Source organism: Fredinandcohnia quinoae (assembly GCF_022427965.1).
GTDB classification, from domain to species: Bacteria; Bacillota; Bacilli; order Bacillales; family Bacillaceae_L; genus Ferdinandcohnia; species Ferdinandcohnia quinoae.
The window spans coordinates 334,443-352,614 of record NZ_JAKTTI010000001.1 but is presented as its reverse complement, the minus strand read 5'-3'; the positions used below and the strand labels follow the sequence as shown (position 1 = coordinate 352,614).

Genomic DNA, 18,172 nt, shown 5'->3' with positions numbered 1-18,172 from the left:
ATGAAGCCTATTTGGAAGTTGATTTGGACGGTGTTTATATGGGTGAAGGAAAATTAAAAGAAATAGATTTGTATAAACCGATACAAACGTATTTTTTAAAAGAAGGATATGAGGTTTATGGGGAGGTTAATGACTGCGATATCGTTGCTATAAAAGGTGATGAATTGGTTGTTATTGAATTAAAACTTTCATTAAACGCGGATCTTCTTATCCAAGCGACAAAGCGACAGAAATTAACGAAATTAGTGTATATTGCGATACCAAAGCCGAAAATTAGTTTAAGATCCAAGCGCTGGAATGACATTTGCCATTTAATACGCAGATTGGAATTAGGATTAATTATTGTTTCATTTTCAGTTAACCGCACAAAAACGGATATTTTATTTGAGCCTACACCTTTTGACCGAAATAAAAGCATGCAACTAAATAAAAGAAAAAGAGCGATGTTAATAAAAGAAGTAAATGGTCGAAGTTCCGATTATAATGTTGGTGGAAGTAGTCGAACCAAAATAATGACGGCTTACAAGGAGAATTGTATCCAAATCGCGTCTTATCTAAAAAACTTTGGGCCATTGTCCCCAAAGACTTTGAAGGAGATGGGAACTGGTGATAAAACTCCATCTATTCTAACGAAAAACTACTATGGTTGGTTTGATAGAATCAAAAGAGGTGTCTATGTATTAAGCGACAAGGGTATCCAGGAAATAAAAGAGTTTCCTGAACTCATGAATTACTATTTGGGAAGAGTGGAAATGAATGATTAGTGGGGGGAAGTGAATGATTGTGAATTACATAAATAATGGAAAAGGGGTCCGATTCCCTTTTCCTCATTCATTACTTGAACTATTCAAACGTAACATGAATCATCATTACTTCCGCTTGGCTACCAATTCGTAGAGGTGGTCCCCATGTACCGAAGCCCGATGAGACGAAGGAATGTAGCTTACCCTTTTTCAAGTATCCCCAATCATTCTCAAATAGCATGTTTGTAATTAGGTTAGCTGGAGCAACCTGACCTCTATGTGTATGGCCAGATAGAATCAAATCAACCCCGTTGTCCTCGGCAATTCCCAGTTCGGTAGGCTGGTGATCCAACATCATAAGTGGCTTGGTTTTATCTAGACCAGAAACAAGTGTACTCATCTTTTTTCGATTCTCATCTGTTGGGTCGTTTCTCCCTATAATGAAAAATTCGTCTTCAATCATAATGGATTCATCGGTTAATACCTTAATACCCAGTTTCTCCATTGTTTTCACAATTTCTTCATCATCATTTCCATAATAATCATGGTTCCCTAAGGAAGCATACACGCCGAGTGGAGCCTTTATCTTTTTCATAATATCAGCCATATTTTCTTTCTTAAAGGGCTCTATGTTGTCATTAATCAAATCGCCAGGAATAAGGATGATATCAGGTTTCGTCTCATCTACAATATCTACGAATCGCTGTAAATGATTTTTACCTACGATTGAACCAAGATGGAAATCTGACACAAGGAGGATGTTAAGCTCTTCTCTTTCTATGTTCTTATCAATAGCTATGCTATAGTTACGCACGATCGGATTCCAAGCGTTGTATGTACCAAAAATGAAAATGAAAAGATAGATACTTAGAACCGAGCTACCAATCCAACGAATACCTTTTTTCCTAATGAGAAAATATAGGATGTTAGCTAGAGGCAATAAAATAAGGCTATATCCGACAAGGATTAACCAATAATATCCAATTAGGATTAATGGCACCCAAGTTGAGAAAACACTAACAAAGATTGAAAGTGATAATAATATGATGATAAAGGTGTATGTTTTTTTCTTTTTAAAAAAAAATGACCTCTTAAGCCACACCCAACCATTATACCCAATATAGAAGGAGAGGGCTGCATATAATAGTAGAATGACTATAACAACTAGTATAAATCCGATTTTCATAGATTAAATTTCCTCCATTTGAATATGAAAAATTATTTATCCTCTATAAATATAATTCGACTATTTCCTTCATTTTCCTTCATAAAAAGAGTTTCTATATAAATGTTTCAACAACCAATGATAAGAAAAAAATTAATGGAATTGCGGAATGAAAAAAGCCAAGGAGTTTATTTCCTTGGTTATAGACATAATTTAACAGTTATTTGAAAATAATATATGTATACTGTGAAAAATTTTATTTGGAGGTAGCTTACATATGACGGAACACCACACTCAATTAACTTCTGCTGAAATTGCATGTATTTGGACTGCTTACTTAATTGATAGTATGTCCAAATGCATTTTAAGTTATTTTCTTAGGATTATAGAGGATGAAGATATTCGTCCTATTATTGAACTAGCACATACCATTTCTTCTTCTCATATTGATACGTTAAACTATATGTATAAGGTCGAAAACCTCCCTATCCCAAAAGGATTTACAGAGGAAGATGTTAATTTGGATGCCCCTAGGTTATATACGGATCCTTTTATGCTTCAGTATATTACCCACATGGCTAGAACTGGGATGCTTGGGTTTAGTAGTTTTGTTGCTTTTGGTGCAAGAAAAGAAATCAAAACATTTTTTATAAAGGGCCTTCAGGAAACTGCTGATTTATTTGATAAATGTACGGATGTATTATTGTCAAAAGGACTATATATTAGAGCTCCTTATATCCCTTATCCTACACAATCTGACCATGTAGATAGCAAGAAATATTTAAGTGGTTATTCTATTTTTAGTAAACAACGACCATTAAATGCAATGGAAATATCACATCTATATATGAATAGTTTAAATAACCATATTGGAAGCAAGCTTTCTCTTAGTTTTGCTCAAACTTCTTCGAACAAAAAAGTTGAAAAATGGATGATACGAGGATGTGAAATTTCACAAAAACATATGAAGATATTTATTGATATGCTTATTGATAATAATATACAATCTCCTGTGTCATCTGATATTTCGATAACGGATTCAACAACACCGCCATTTTCAGACAAGCTGACAATGTTTCATATGGGTTTATTAAGCTCTGCGGGTATAGGGAATTATGCAACATCAGCAGCAGCTAGTCAACGATCCGACTTGGTAACGAATTATGAACGTTTATCAGTTGAAGTTGCCCAGTTTGCTAAGGATGGCGCCGATATTATGATCAGTAATGAATGGATGGAGCAACCACCTACAACAAAGGATAAAGAAAAACTAATCAAGGAAAAATAATGAATGGGATGCGGAGCTATGAGCCGTGTCCTATTTTGTTGCGTGCAGAGAACTGTTTTTACATTTCCCTACTTCCATGCATGATTTGTCCATCTTTTGAATAGCTATAAATCAAAGGTGGTAGTTATGCTGCAAGCTTTATTTTCAAATAGGGGGATCTTGCATGGTTGAATATATTTTGAAATTTTTTATGAGTGATGAGCGAGCACAAACTGTTTTATCTAGTCCATTAATAGAATTTATTTTTATTGCTCTTTTTTTAGGATTTTCCATAACAATTTTCATGCATTTTATACTGTATAGCAAATTGAGGAGAATTCGTAACTTTATCCGTGATACAAATTCATTGGATATAGCCCCATTGAATCTTTTCAAAGCCGAATATGAACATAACGATCAGCAGGAATCGATGAAAATTGAAACATATGTTCAAAATAAATTTTCAGGATGGCGCGTATTTAATGTTCCAGTTGTTAATCTTATTAAAATGATTCAGATGACGGTATCGATTTTTATATTGATTGGTGTGTTAGGGACATTCATCGGACTTGCTATGTCACTTGGTAGTATTGATTCAACAGGAGATCAACTAGTAGAGAATGTAGCATTAGTACTTGCTGGTATTGATGTTGCGTTCTATACAAGTATTGCAGGTATGGGTTTGTCGTTGATTATGACAGTCGTTACTCGGGTTACCAACACCGAATATATGCTCACAGATATTATGTTAAAAACAGAGTCCAAACTAGAAGGAAATGTACCAGATGGAATAGCTCGTCTTATTACAGTATCAGAAACAATTAATTCCTCGATTCTAATGCTTAAGGAAACGAATCAAGAATCATTACAGAGCATTGTAGATTCTTTTAAGGGATTCCAAGAATATACAGTAGGTTTGCAGCAATCTGCCAAAGACTTAGCTAAATTTAATGAGGGCCTGACTGAGAACCTTACTAGTTTTACGGTGATTTTTAATGGTGTAAAAGAATTAACTGATGGCTTTGATAAAGGGGTTAAGAATTTAAATAAAAATTTTGATCAATTGTTTTCATATTTTGACAAAATGGATCAAAGAAATGAAAAAATGACGATTGCTTTTACTGAAACGTATAAAAAAATTGCTGAACTAACAACTTCACATATGGAAACGATGAATCATTTTCAACAATCAATTATCGATTTGAAAGAATACTTTTCATCCATTGCGGAAAGACAGGATTCAATCTATGGTGCATTTGAGAAAGTGAATGGGCAAAGCGAACATTTTATCAAAATAATGAAAGAAAACAATCAGAAGTTTGAACGTATATTTGGCAACGATGTTAGCTCAAAGCTTTCAGAAATGATTACTTCTTTAAGAGAGGTTAGAAATGATTTTAAGTCACTTGGAAATTCAATAGGTCGTCTACCACTTGCATTAGATACAATTAATAAGGCACAAGGAGATTATAAAAATCTATTAACCTACCGTTTTGATGAACTAACACAATTCACTCATGAGTTTAATTCGCATTTACAAATTCATTTGACAAATTCTCAAGCTATCGAAAATTATTTAAATGAAACATCCCGTTCAAATGAGCAGATAAGTATAAAACATACTAAATTATTAAATGATATCAATCGTACAATTTCTCAAATGTCAGATTCATTTAATTATAAAGAAAATCAGATTGAGTCAACTGTCAATGCCTTAAAAGACAGCCTTTCTAAATATGCGATGAATTTGGAGGGGACTCTTGGGGATAAGTTGGAAAAGGTGAGTAGAAATATTGGTGAGTACATTATTGATATGAATGAGATAGTGAAGAAGGAATTTAAGCAAATAGGGGAAATAACGGATGAAAACCAACAGAGAGGTGCTCGGCAATTACAGCAAACGCTCGGTGGGATAAGTCTGGAATTCCAACAGCTCAATCGACAGCTTCAGTCTATCTCACAAAGTTCAATGAATGAAAGAGTTAGGATTGGCACCAATGATTAATAAATATCAGAAATTATTTCATCGCGAGAATGAGGAAAGTCACTTTTGGCCATCATTCACTGATTTATTAACGACGGTATTACTATGCTTTATCCTTATTTTTATCATTATGATGGTGATAAAATCGTTTCAAATAAAAGAAATGAAACAAACGATTGATCAAATTATGGGAGTAAGAGTCGATTTAATCCAGGATATAAATAAAGAATTTAGTGATTCTAGCATTGAAATTGATGAAAAAACAGGTGCACTAATCTTTAATACGGATATTTTGTTTGAGTATGATTCTGCAGTTTTAAAACCAGAGGCTTTTACGTTTTTAGATGAATTTGTTCCTGCATACCTAGATGTATTACTGGAAGGTGGATATGAAGCGTATATTTCCGAAATTATCATTGAGGGCCATGCCGATAAGGACGGTACTTATCTGTATAATTTAGAGCTTTCCCAGCAAAGGGCATATCGAGTTGCAGAATATATCCTAAGTGAAGAATTTCCTTATAAAAACATACAAGCACATTTACAAGCGAAATTAACGGTAAACGGAAAATCATTTACAGAGGGACGTACTGATGAAAAAGGAAACTATAGTAATCAAGCTTCTCGTCGGGTTGAATTTAAATTCCGTTTGAAGGATGAGGAAATTTTAGCAAAAACACGAGAGTTGTTAGGAAATTGATAGTTTTAGCGAAATTTTTAGAGTTCTTTTTGGACTCTATTTTTGTTTAGATTTTTTAATTCATACTTGACTTATATGAATAGTTATAATTATTATGTAATACAAATATATAGGGGGAAGAAAATGCAACCATTAATCGTAAATGTAGAGGGGAAAAAAGTAGTAATTGTGGGCGGGGGTAAGATTGCTGCAAGAAAAGCGGAGACTTTGAGTATACAAAAGGCTACTCTCATTTTCATTTCACCGTTTTTCTGTGATAAGGTTCTCCAGTTATGTAATGACAATGAATATCAGCTTATCCACCGAGAGGCAAGGCCAAATGATTTTGAGGATGCTTTCCTGGTTATTCTTGCAACAAATGATCGACAAACAAACCACTCACTTGCAAAGATGTTGAGTCCCAACCAATTAGTTTGTGTAGTTGATAAATATGAAGAAGGAAATGTAACTTTTCCAGCAGTTGTTAAGAGGGGTCATCTTCTTATTGCTGTGACTACAAATGGATCGAGCCCAAAGCTTTCTCGAAAGTTGAAACATGAGTTCGATCAACGATTTGATCATTCTTGGGTGACATATTCAGCTTTTTTACTTCAATGCCGTAGGATTGTAAAAGAGTTGAACATCGGACTTGAAGAAAAAAATCGTTTATTAGAGGAAATTCTAGAAGACCGTTATCGTATTGATGGTCATGTAAGGGAACAACTACTTGCGAAAATACAAGATTTAACGGAAAGTAATCGTTAAATTGTCCAACTTTTGTCTATTCATAAAATTTACATAAATTATTTAATTTTCTTATTTACATAAAACCAATCGGTATGGTAGGATTAATTTTAATAATTAATTTGAATGAAGAGTAGCTATAGATTTATAAATTAAAATGAAAGGGGGACGAATCAACTGAAAATTGATGGAAAGGAAGAATTATTGGAACATCTTGAAAGGATGCTTGAATCAATTAAATATGGTTCAATCACACTTGTAGTCCAAGATGGAAAGATTGTTCAAATCGAGAAAAATGAAAAGGTTCGTCTTCAATCAAATAAAAATCGCTGACTAGAAAAACTAGAGGCGGTCTCCATTTTATTAAAATGGGAGGCTGCCTTTTTTTATTGAAATTTTCAAGTGCTTTTCTTACAGCTACTCTCGAATGTTTTTAGGAATGAAAGGAGGTTAATACAATGTCGGTTACAACGTATGATAATTGGATTCAAATTTCAAATCAATTTAACACAGATGATGAATCAAAAGGGGCAAAGGCAGTATTAGAATGGGCCTATAGCACCTATTCAGCGGAAAAGATTGTCTACGCCTCAAGTTTCGGTGCTGAAGCAATCGTTCTAATTGATCTGATTCAACAGTGTAAGTCAGATGCTCATATTGTTTTTTTAGATACTGGTTTGCACTTTCCTGAGACTTATGAAGTGATTGATAAGATTGAGACACGTTTTCCATCCTTAAGAATTGAACGAAAACAGCCGACCATCAGTCTTGAGGATCAAGCTGCACAATTTGGAACCGCATTATGGAGAAGGAATCCGAATGAGTGCTGCAATATTAGGAAAGTAATTCCATTAAAAGAGGTTCTCTCGACGAAACAAGCTTGGATTTCTGGACTTCGTAGGGAGCAATCGCCTTCAAGGGCAAATACTGAATTTATTAATAAGGATGATAAGTTCAAGAACATTAAAATTTGTCCTCTCATCCATTGGACTTGGGATGATGTATGGGAATATCTTCGAAAAAGGGATTTACCATATAACATTTTGCATGACCATCAATATCCAAGTATTGGATGTTTCCCTTGTACACATCCTGTTAGTGATAGTGGTGACTCACGTGAGGGACGTTGGGCGGGAATCGGTAAGACGGAGTGTGGTCTTCACACCCGCTAAGGAGGACGTAACATGATTATGTTTATGGCTATAATAATTGGGTTATTTTTTGCCATGAATATAGGAGGTAGTGGTGCAGCTGCTTCGATGGGAATTGCATATGGTTCAAATGTGATATCGAAATGGCTAGCATTGCTCCTCTGTAGTATAGCAGTATTTCTTGGTGCTTGGCTTGGTGGCGGTGAGGTTGTTAAAACAATTGGAAGTGGGATTGTCCCTTCTAGTACATTCTCGACTCCAATTGCCTTAATTGTATTAGCATCTGCTGCTTCATCGTTATTTTTGGCAAATATTTTCGGTATTCCTCTATCAACGAGTGAAGTGGCGGTTGGTTCAGTAATCGGAGCAGGAATTGTCTATCAGTCTATTTTTATCTCGAATGTTCTCTGGATTATGTTATTCTGGCTGATTACACCTTTACTTGCGTTTGTGATTGCCATCATTGCTACTACTTTTTTAAAAAGCAAATACATAAAACGGGTTATGTTGGCCCCAAAAGCAATCCCGTTTTTATCAGTCCTTGTGATTTTTATGGGATTGTTTGAAGCTTTTTCTGCGGGTATGAACAATGTTGCTAATGCAATTGGTCCACTTGTTGGTTCAGGAATTCTTTCTAAGGAATTCGGTATTTTCTGGGGTGGTTTATTTGTTGCCATTGGTGTATTGCTGCTAGGTCGACGTGTCCTCGAAACGAATGGAAAAAAGATTACAACAATCAAGTTAGAGGAAGGATGCGTGATCTCAGGTACTGGTGCAAGCATTGTAACAGTTGCATCATTGTTTGGAATTCCAGTACCACTGACACAAATCACAACCTCTTCGATTATCGGAATCGGATTTGTAAATCATGGGAAGGCAGTTTTGAAAAAGGGAATCGTTGTACAATTGCTCACAGTTTGGATTGTATCCCCAGTCCTCTCAATGCTACTGTCTTACACACTTATTCAATTATTCATTGAAAAAAATGTTTACCCAATTATTGTAATGGTGAGCGTTCTGATTTCAGTATTTGGTGTGTGGTTTTTGTTGAAACGGCAGAAACCAATTATTCATTTAGAAGCTGAGAAGGAATCTAACTAGATTAAATTAGTGGATACTATAAAACAATTAAATTATAAAAATCAATGAAAGGTATGATATTAATGTCATTTTTACCGCAACCTCATGGAGGTACTTTAATCCAGGCATATGATCCTGATTTTGATTATGCCCATCTCGATAAAGAGATTGAACTTGATGCTATTGCATTAAGTGACCTTGAATTAATTGGAATTGGAGTATTCAGTCCATTGACTGGTTTTCTTGGTCGGGAAGACTATGAATCTGTTGTCGAAAGCATGCGACTTGCAGGAGGCATGATTTGGTCGATTCCAGTTACACTTCCTGTATCGTACAAAAAGGCTGAAACACTTAAAAAAGGTGAAGAAGTTAAACTAGTTTTTAAGAACGAGGTCTATGGTGTATTAAAAGTTTCAGAATGGTATGAACCAGACTTAAGTAAAGAGGCTATATTGGTCTATCGGACAGAAGAACTTGTCCATCCAGGTGTTAAACGACTCTTTGAAAGAGGGACTGTCTATGTCGCTGGGGATATAACTCTTATTAAAAAGACGGAAAAAGGCATATTTAACGATGTTTGGTATGAGCCGAAGGATACTAGAGCTTTGTTTGAAAAAAATGAATGGAAAACAGTTGTTGGTTTCCAAACACGAAACCCTATTCATCGAGCTCACGAATATATTCAAAAGGCAGCCCTTGAAACGGTTGATGGATTATTTGTTAATCCACTTGTAGGGGAAACAAAATCTGATGATATTTCAGCAGATGTAAGGTTAAAAAGCTATCGTGTCCTCTTAGAAAATTACTATCCAAAGGAACGAGTCAAACTTGGGGTATATCCTGCTGCTATGCGTTATGCAGGGCCAAGAGAGGCTGTTTTTCATGCAATTGCACGGAAAAACTTTGGTTGTACTCATTTTATCGTTGGACGTGATCATGCAGGAGTGGGTAATTATTATGGAACGTATGATGCACAACGCATCTTCAGTGAGTTTCCTGAAAATGAACTTGGAATTATTCCGCTATTTTTTGAACATAGCTTTTATTGCAATAAATGTGAGGGGATGGCTTCAGATAAGACTTGTCCACATTCTAAAGAAGACCGTGTTATTTTATCAGGCACTAAGGTTAGAGAAATGCTTCGAAATGGTAAAGTTCCACCATCCACTTTTAGTCGGAAAGAGGTTGTGGAGGTACTTATCGAAGGCTTGAAAGAGAATGCATTAGTTTAGAGGAGGGAAGCCATGTCTAAGGCAACTAATATTGTCTGGCATCATAGTGCAATAACAAAGACTGACCGACGTGTTCAAAATGGTCACGGGAGTTGTGTTTTATGGTTCACAGGTTTATCAGGATCAGGGAAATCGACAATTGCAAACGCTGTTTCTAGTGAATTATATTTTCAAGGAATTAATGAATACGTCCTTGATGGTGATAATATTCGCCATGGGCTTAATCGTGATCTCGGCTTTTCAGATTATGATCGAACTGAAAATATTAGAAGAATCGGTGAAGTGGCTAAGCTATTTATCGATAGTGGAAAAGTAGTAACAACTGCTTTTATCTCTCCGTTTCGGTCAGATAGAGATCAAGTTCGTGCACTTTTTGAAGCAGGAGAATTTATTGAGGTATTCGTTGATTGTCCAATCGAAATTTGTGAAAATCGAGACCCAAAACAGCTCTATGAGAAGGCACGTCGTGGAGAAATTAAAAATTTTACGGGGATTGATTCTCCTTATGAGGCGCCTGAACGTCCGGAAATCATCATTCCATCAAACGTATTGACAGTAGACGAAGCAGTGGAACAAATCTTCCATTATCTTCGAGAACACCACATTTTGTGATTCTTAATTTTTGGTAAATGGAAGGAGTGTTTATTGTGAGTGGCAAGGTTTATTTAGTAGGAGCCGGACCAGGTGATCCTGACCTTTTAACAGTAAAAGGGCTACGTTATATTGAGGCAGCAGATGTCATTCTATATGATCGGCTCGTGAATCCAAAGCTATTGGAGAAAGCAAAGGATGGAGCGCAACTTGTGTACTGTGGAAAACTCCCACATTACCATACGATGAAGCAGGAAACAATCAATCATTTCTTAGTGAAATATGCAAAAAAGGGACTTCAAGTTGTTCGGCTCAAGGGCGGTGATCCTTTTGTATTTGGACGTGGAGGAGAAGAGGCTGAAGCCTGCGCAAAACATGGGATTTCATTTGAAATCATACCCGGAATTACAGCTGGTATAGCAGCTACTGCTTATGCAGGAATTCCTGTTACCCACCGTTCTTTAAGTAGGAGTTTTGCCATGATTACAGGGCATCAGGTAGGTGATCAAGTGGCAGAACAGCAGTGGTCACATTTGGTCAATGGCGTAGATACACTCTGTATCTATATGGGGGTCTCACAGCTTTCTACGATAATCAACAAATTAATTGATCATGGCAAACCACGGCAAACTCCAATAGCGCTTATCCATTGGGGAACATACCACGATCAAAGTACAGTTATTGGGACACTTGAGTCGATTGAAGAGTTAGTAAAGAAAGCAGATATCTCAAATCCAAGTATGATTGTGATTGGTGATGTTGTTCAATTACATGAAAAATTAAACTGGTTCCAAGAAGAAAAATTATCGAATGTACCGGTTGTCCATGGATAAGAGGAGAGTGGTTCAGTAGATGGAAGCCATTCTTTATATAGCACATGGCACACGTTCAAAAAAAGGGGCAAGTGAGGCTATAGATTTTATAGAAAGGGTCATGAATCGAATTGATATTCCGATACAGGAGATGAGCTTCTTAGAATTGACGAAACCATTGATTAATGAAGGGTTTAAGCGGTGCATTGCAAGGGGGGCAACAGTAATTAATGTAGTCCCATTGTTCCTGCTTGCAGCAGGGCATATTAAACATGATATCCCACAGACATTATCGTCCTTACAAGCTGATTTCCCACATGTTGAAATTCTTATGAAGGATCCCTTTGGAGTACAGGAGAAAATCCTAGATGCAGCAGCAGAGCTTGTAAGGAATTCTTCTGGTCAAATGGATCGACTATTGATCGTTGCTAGGGGAAGTAGTGATCCAGATATTCATGCTGACTTTTCACAGATTGCTAGTGGGCTTAAGGAACGTCTAGGAATTGACTTTGTAACCGTTTGTTTTTTAGCCGCTGCTGAACCAAGTCTTCAACAAGGTTTGGATAATATTTTAGAAGAAGGGACTGGAATCGTCTTCGTTCTTCCATATTTATTATTTTCTGGATTACTAAGTGCAGAAGTAGAACGGGAGGTTAATAGAAGGAAGAAAGCAGGAAGATTAATACAACAAACCGGTCCGTTAAGTCAACATCAGGCCATTGAGGATATTGTAATTGAACGTGCAAGCAGTAAGAAGATAGTTATTTTTTAACAATAGTGGGGTGTATAACGTTGCAACTTCAGGTTTTAAACAGTCTATTTAATCAAGAGCAGGCAGATCTTCTTAACCGCCTTCTACCAACTATGAATGAGACACAAATGGTTTGGTTGAGCGGGTACCTAGCTGCTGCGATACAATCTGGACTTAATTCTAATTCACCTGTTATTCAGGTTGGAAATCAAGGCAGTGGTGCAGTAATTACGAAAGAAGTAACCATTCTATACGGTTCGCAGACAGGTAACTCAAAAGGTCTAGCGAACAAAGCTGCAAAAACACTTGAAACTAGTGGGTTTAAATTAACCGTTGTTTCCATGAATGATTTTAAACCAAATCAATTAAAAAAAATCAAGAACCTTTTAATTGTTGTAAGTACACATGGGGAAGGGGATCCACCGGATAATGCTTTGACATTCTTCGATTATCTTCATAGTAAAAGAGCACCAAAGCTTGATGATTTACATTTTTCAGTATTAGCACTAGGAGACAGCTCCTATGAATTTTTCTGTAAAACTGGAAAGGATTTTGACCAGCGATTGGAGGAACTTGGTGGAACAAGGCTTTATCCTCGATTTGATTGTGACGTCGATTATGATGAGCCAGCAGAAGAATGGATACAGGGAGTTTTTAGTAGTTTGAAAGATACTGAGGGTGAAAGTGAAAATTTTGAATTAGGAGTCCAGTCGATAGTCTCCGAATCCGTATATTCACGAACGAATCCCTTCAAGGCAGAAGTTTTAGAGAATATTAATTTGAATGGAAGAGGATCAAACAAAGAAACTCGTCATCTCGAGCTGTCAATAGAGGGATCTGGCCTCACATTTGAACCTGGTGATAGTCTTGGAATCTATCCGGAAAATGATCCTGACCTAGTTGATCTTATTCTTAATGAGTTAAATTGGAGTCCTGATGAAATTGTGACTTTAAAGCAAGGTGATACACGTTCACTATATGATGCTCTGTATTCATTCTATGAAATTACGGTTCTGACAAAACCTCTTCTAGAAAAGATAGGGAAGCTTTCCACTAATCAGGAATATCAAGACCTGTTATCACCTGGCAATGAGGGAAGGGTGAAAGCATACATCGAGGGGCGCGACTTACTTGATTTGATTCGCGACTTTGGGGTTTGGGGCAATACAGCGCAAGAATTTGTATCTGTCCTACGGAAAATACCAGTTCGATTATATTCAATTGCTAGTAGTTTAGCTGCTAATCCAGATGAAGTTCATCTAACAATTGGCGCTGTTCGCTATGAAGTAAATGGGAGGAGACGAAATGGTGTTTGCTCAATTTTAACAGCAGAGCGCCTTCAACCAGGGGATATTTTGCCTGTTTTTATTCAACATAATGAAAATTTCAAGTTGCCAGCTAATCCTGAAGCACCGATTATCATGATTGGACCGGGAACGGGCGTTGCACCGTTTCGTTCTTTTATGCAAGAACGTGAAGAGCTTGGTATAGAAGGAAAGTCATGGTTATTCTTCGGTGACCAACATTTTGTGTCAGATTTTCTGTATCAAATTGAGTGGCAGAAATGGCTGGAAAGTGGAGTTCTGACAAGAGCGGATGTTGCTTTCTCAAGGGACCAGGAAGAAAAGGTTTATGTACAAAATCGTATGCTTGAAAATAGCAAGGAATTATTTATGTGGTTGGAAGAAGGAGCATATGTTTACGTTTGTGGTGATGAAAAGAACATGGCACGAGATGTTCATCACACACTAATTGAAATTATTGAAACAGAGAGTGGTTTGAGCCGTGAAAAAGCGGAGGAATATGTTGCTAGACTTTTACAACAAAAGCGTTATCAGCGTGATGTTTATTAATGTAGGAAGAAAGGGAGTTAATTCGTTATGGTTTTCAAGCAAATATTAAAAGCGCCGGATGGTACTCCGAGTGATGTAGAACGAATTAAAGATGAGAGCGACTATTTGCGTGGAACATTAGAGGCTTCAATGAGAAATCAGATTAGTTCAGGAATTAATGATGATGATAATCGTCTTATGAAGTTTCACGGAAGTTATTTACAGGATAATCGAGATCTTCGAAATGAGAGGCAAAAACAAAAACTTGAACCAGCATATGGTTTTATGTTGCGAGTACGTGCTCCAGGTGGAGTTGTAAATTCTGAACAATGGCGGGTTCTTGAAGAGCTATCCGATAAATATGCGAGTGGAGCATTAAAACTAACAACACGTCAATCGTTTCAAATGCATGGTATTTTAAAATGGAATATGAAAACGACAATACAAGAAATTGATCGTATTCTATTAAATACACTTGCTGCCTGTGGAGATGTTAATCGGAATGTAATGTGTAATCCTAATCCTTATCAATCTGAAATACATTCTGAAGTTTATGAATATGCAAAATTGCTAAGTGATTACTTATTACCACGTACAAGAACCTATCATGAAATTTGGTTGGATGAGGAGAAAGTCGCTAGTTCGCCGGATGTTGATGAAGTCGAACCAATCTACGGTAATTTGTATTTGCCGAGAAAATTCAAAATAGGGATTGCAGTACCACCATCGAATGATATTGATGTTTTTTCTCAGGATCTCGGATTAATTGCGGTCGTAGAGGAAGGGAAGCTTATCGGATTTAACATCGCAATAGGTGGGGGGATGGGTTTTACCCATGGTGACAAAGCAACCTACCCACAGGTAGCGAAGGTGATTGGCTTCTGTGGTCCTGATAAGATAATAGAGGTTGCCGAAAAAATAATTACGATACAGCGTGATTACGGGAATCGATCTGTCCGTAAAAATGCAAGATTCAAGTATACAATTGACCGACTTGGTCTTGAAGTTGTTAAGGAAGAATTAGAGAACCGTCTTGGCTGGAGGCTAGCTGAGGCTAAGTCATATCATTTCGATCATAATGGCGACCGCTATGGCTGGGTAAAAGGAATTAATGGTAAATGGCATTATACTCTTTTTGTTCAAAATGGTCGTGTGGTGGATTATGATAGTTATCAACTAAAAACAGGTTTGCACGAAATTGCAAAAATCCATACAGGTGACTTCCGTCTAACTGCCAATCAAAATCTAGTTATCGCTAATGTTTCTGAGGAAAATAAAGAACGAATTAGTGAGTTAATTGAAATTTTCGGATTAACTAACAGTGACTACTACTCTGCCTTACGACGTAATTCCATGGCATGTGTTGCTTTGCCAACATGTGGTTTAGCGATGGCCGAGAGTGAACGGTATTTGCCTGTTTTAATTGATAAAATTGAAGAAATCATTGTTGAAAATGGTCTAAGAAATGAAGAGATTACAATTCGAATGACGGGTTGTCCAAATGGTTGTGCGCGCCCAGCTCTTGCTGAGGTTGCATTTATGGGGAAAGCCCCAGGGAAGTATAATATGTATCTCGGTGCTGCATTTGATGGAAGTCGGTTAAACAAAATGTATCTCGAAAATATTGGCGAGGATGAAATTTTAAGCGAAATGAGACTGTTGCTTACGCGTTATGCTAAGGAACGTGAGGACAAGGAACATTTCGGGGACTTTGTTGTACGTGTTGGTATTATTAAAGAATCATCAGATGGGACTAATTTTCATGATTGATTAGAAGTTGAGTGTATATTAAAGAGGGGGCAGAAGCAGAGGTCGAGGCTTCTGTTTTTTTGATCTCAATATATGATAAAGAATTGTATATTTTGCACATACTATCTTCATTTGATAAGGTATTATGTAAAAGAAATGGTGAGGAGGAATTGGATTGGATAAATTTATGGAAAGAGCAGTAGTGTTGGCTATGGATAATGTTAATAGTGGCGGTCAGCCGTTTGGTGCGGTTCTTGTGAAGGATGATCAGATTATTGCGGAAGGGGTAAATGAACTGCACAAGAAATTTGATGTAAGTGGGCATGCTGAGTTGTTAGCAATTAGACGTGCACAGGAGCAGTTGAAGACAAATGATTTGTCTGGATATACCATGTATGCAAGCGGTGAGCCTTGCCCGATGTGCCTAAGTGCGATGTATTTTGCAGGGATTGAACAGGTATATTTTTGTGGTTCTATTGAGGATGCCGCAGGTGTTGGTTTGGGAAAGTCAAAAGAGATTTACGAGGATTTGAAAAAGTTAAGGGTAGACCGTTCGTTATCAATGATCCAAATGCAGTTGGAGGAAGGGCAAGTAAATCCAATGATACTTTGGAAAGAACGTACAAAGATTAAATAATCAAGAGATTTGCCCTACCAGACGCATTTTGTAAAAGGAATGCGTTATTTTTATACCTGCTTTTTAAAGTGAAAAAGGGAAACTTCTGAAAGGCATGGCCACGAATCTCCATTGGAAAAGTAAAAAGAAGGAAAAAGTGGTGGTGCAAACCTGTGAATCGCCACCGGAAAAGTAAAAAGAAGGAAAAAGTGGTGGTGCAAACGTGTGAATCGCCACTAGAAAAGTAAAAAGAAGGAAAAAGTAGTGTTGCAAATGCGCAAATCCACACCAGAAAAGTAAAAAAAAGGAAAAAGTAGTGGTGCAAATGTGCGAATCGCCGCTAAAAGTAAGAGTTAGGAGAAGTTCACCTATACACCTCCATCTTAGTCCTCCATATAATAAGAAGCCCTTCCAAGTTTTTTTAATTTAAAGTTTCTTGAAAGAATCTTTTGGAGTTCTGATTACGATATTTTTTCATCGTACCATTCATGAATAGTATTTAGTCGTATCTTTCTATTCGGAAAAAGGTGGACAAACTCTTTAATACTCCTTAACACAGCCAATTCAACATTTTCCACGAAACCACACCCAGAACATTTAAAACTACTATTTCGAATATCAGTATAAAACGAATAGCATGCTACACAGGTGATCCCTTTTTCAAGCGATTCATATGTGTACTCTGGTATTCTAGTGAAAGGGTTATTCATAAGATGCAAAGCTTTTAATTTCTCAGCTAACTTCCAATGTCTATCAGTTATCTTGGATGGAATCGAATTTAATTTTTTAAAAAAGCGGTTCAACTGGGTTGGGAAAGTAATAGGTAGATTTAATGGAGCTTGGTATAAGTAAAAGTCAGAGTTAATAAAGATAAGTGAAGCTTCAATTGGGAGGTTAAAGCCATTTTCGTGGAATAATCGTCGGAGTAAGGATTCACTACGGGTTAACTGTATAAGTGGGTCTTTTATTTCAATATCCGAAAAGGTGTACCACTTGCCTTTTTGAATAAAAAAGTCACCATCATAATTTTTTACATCAATAAGATAAATTTTGTTCTGGGTAATTAGTAGTGAGTCAATTTGAAAGAAAGAATTGCCAATTTCGAACAAGAGATCATTCAGAACTAGAAAATCATTCCGGACGTCATTTAATCTTGCATCAAACAATATCTCGCCTTGGTAACCCTTTTCAAGCTGAGAAAAGTATTTTTGCTCCTTTTCAGTAAACTTCATTCGGGGTTGTAAATACCGTAGTATGATTAATTCTTGGGGTTCGTGTCGGGGTTTATATATCATTAATCACATCTCCATTCAAATTGATTATATAAATAGTACCATTATCTAGAAAATAAGAGTAGTCATTATTTTAGGAATATTTTATCCAACACTACTGCAATCATGATTCCTCCCGAATATCGAACAAGATCCACCAATAAAAACCCTTTACCAAATATTAAAGCTCCAAGCACCGTACCACGAATCTGATGCATCCATTCAGCTTGATATAATTGACTAAATTCAATTCCAAACGTGAATATGAAGCATAAAACAAGTGCAGAAATAAAACTCTTTCGCACAAACAAAAAACGAAACCCAAAATAAACCATCATCGCCCAAAGCATATCCCCACCATTTTCAGCTACAAATGGAGGAAGTAAATATCCATATTTTCTTGAAGCTAAGCCTAAAAATATGGTAACAATAATGGCAACGCTATATAATAATCTCAACTGTATAGGATGAGTTTTAATCAAAGACATTTTCATCACTCACTATC

18 protein-coding genes are annotated in these 18,172 nt (G+C 36.6%); 15 read left to right on the top strand and 3 right to left on the bottom strand.

What is annotated here, in order from left to right:
* The first annotated feature begins 38 nt into the window (after positions 1-38).
* Entirely contained in the window at positions 39-764 is a 726-nt protein-coding gene (locus tag MJG50_RS01815) for a DUF2161 domain-containing phosphodiesterase (RefSeq protein WP_240252295.1), read from the top strand.
* Positions 765-843: 79 nt separating this feature from the next.
* Here MJG50_RS01815 and MJG50_RS01810 read toward each other — a convergent pair whose 3' ends face one another.
* Complete coding sequence (locus MJG50_RS01810) at positions 844-1,929, bottom strand: metallophosphoesterase (RefSeq protein ID WP_240252294.1); 1,086 nt, start codon at positions 1,927-1,929, stop codon at positions 844-846.
* A gap of 256 nt (positions 1,930-2,185) precedes the next feature.
* On the opposite strand from MJG50_RS01810, the gene MJG50_RS01805 reads away from it, so the two are divergent.
* From MJG50_RS01805 to MJG50_RS01740, 14 genes are all read left to right on the top strand, one after another.
* Positions 2,186-3,196, top strand: coding sequence for a DUF3231 family protein (locus MJG50_RS01805; RefSeq protein WP_240252293.1), 1,011 nt, complete (start codon positions 2,186-2,188; stop codon positions 3,194-3,196).
* A gap of 163 nt (positions 3,197-3,359) precedes the next feature.
* Positions 3,360-5,180, top strand: a complete 1,821-nt coding sequence (locus MJG50_RS01800) for a MotA/TolQ/ExbB proton channel family protein (protein ID WP_240252292.1) — start codon at positions 3,360-3,362, stop codon at positions 5,178-5,180.
* Positions 5,173-5,859, top strand: a complete 687-nt coding sequence (locus MJG50_RS01795) for an OmpA family protein (RefSeq protein ID WP_240252291.1) — start codon at positions 5,173-5,175, stop codon at positions 5,857-5,859. Before MJG50_RS01800 ends, MJG50_RS01795 begins: the two co-directional genes overlap by 8 nt.
* A 123-nt stretch (positions 5,860-5,982) precedes the next feature.
* The gene (locus tag MJG50_RS01790; RefSeq protein WP_240252290.1) at positions 5,983-6,603 is read left to right on the top strand and encodes an NAD(P)-dependent oxidoreductase; all 621 of its coding nucleotides are present in this window, start codon (positions 5,983-5,985) and stop codon (positions 6,601-6,603) included.
* 156 nt (positions 6,604-6,759) lie between these two features.
* The gene (locus MJG50_RS01785; protein WP_275695458.1) at positions 6,760-6,915 is read left to right on the top strand and encodes a YezD family protein; all 156 of its coding nucleotides are present in this window, start codon (positions 6,760-6,762) and stop codon (positions 6,913-6,915) included.
* Positions 6,916-7,040: 125 nt separating this feature from the next.
* Entirely contained in the window at positions 7,041-7,754 is a 714-nt protein-coding gene (locus MJG50_RS01780; RefSeq protein WP_240252288.1) for a phosphoadenylyl-sulfate reductase, read from the top strand.
* A 12-nt stretch (positions 7,755-7,766) separates the two neighbouring features.
* Positions 7,767-8,834, top strand: coding sequence for a sulfate permease (gene cysP, locus MJG50_RS01775; RefSeq protein WP_240252287.1), 1,068 nt, complete (start codon positions 7,767-7,769; stop codon positions 8,832-8,834).
* Positions 8,835-8,896: 62 nt separating this feature from the next.
* Complete coding sequence (gene sat, locus MJG50_RS01770) at positions 8,897-10,045, top strand: sulfate adenylyltransferase (protein WP_240252286.1); 1,149 nt, start codon at positions 8,897-8,899, stop codon at positions 10,043-10,045.
* Positions 10,046-10,057: 12 nt separating this feature from the next.
* The gene (gene cysC / locus MJG50_RS01765; protein WP_240252285.1) at positions 10,058-10,657 is read left to right on the top strand and encodes an adenylyl-sulfate kinase; all 600 of its coding nucleotides are present in this window, start codon (positions 10,058-10,060) and stop codon (positions 10,655-10,657) included.
* 35 nt (positions 10,658-10,692) lie between these two features.
* Positions 10,693-11,469 carry a uroporphyrinogen-III C-methyltransferase gene (cobA, locus tag MJG50_RS01760; RefSeq protein WP_240252284.1) on the top strand — a complete coding sequence of 259 codons (777 nt, stop codon included), beginning with the start codon at positions 10,693-10,695 and terminating at the stop codon, positions 11,467-11,469.
* A gap of 19 nt (positions 11,470-11,488) precedes the next feature.
* Complete coding sequence (locus MJG50_RS01755; protein ID WP_240252283.1) at positions 11,489-12,220, top strand: sirohydrochlorin chelatase; 732 nt, start codon at positions 11,489-11,491, stop codon at positions 12,218-12,220.
* Between the two features lie 20 nt (positions 12,221-12,240).
* Positions 12,241-14,052, top strand: a complete 1,812-nt coding sequence (locus tag MJG50_RS01750) for an assimilatory sulfite reductase (NADPH) flavoprotein subunit (protein ID WP_240252282.1) — start codon at positions 12,241-12,243, stop codon at positions 14,050-14,052.
* A gap of 27 nt (positions 14,053-14,079) precedes the next feature.
* Positions 14,080-15,801, top strand: a complete 1,722-nt coding sequence (gene cysI, locus MJG50_RS01745; RefSeq protein WP_240252281.1) for an assimilatory sulfite reductase (NADPH) hemoprotein subunit — start codon at positions 14,080-14,082, stop codon at positions 15,799-15,801.
* Between the two features lie 154 nt (positions 15,802-15,955).
* Complete coding sequence (locus tag MJG50_RS01740; protein ID WP_240252280.1) at positions 15,956-16,417, top strand: nucleoside deaminase; 462 nt, start codon at positions 15,956-15,958, stop codon at positions 16,415-16,417.
* 440 nt (positions 16,418-16,857) lie between these two features.
* On the opposite strand, the gene MJG50_RS01735 is transcribed toward MJG50_RS01740, so the two are convergent.
* On the bottom strand, positions 16,858-17,691 hold the full coding sequence (locus MJG50_RS01735) for a nuclease-related domain-containing protein (protein WP_240252279.1): 834 nt from the start codon (positions 17,689-17,691) through the stop codon (positions 16,858-16,860).
* Between the two features lie 65 nt (positions 17,692-17,756).
* Positions 17,757-18,155: a ribosomal maturation YjgA family protein gene (locus tag MJG50_RS01730; protein WP_240252278.1), complete on the bottom strand. Its 399-nt coding sequence runs from the start codon at positions 18,153-18,155 to the stop codon at positions 17,757-17,759.
* Positions 18,156-18,172 lie beyond the last annotated feature (17 nt).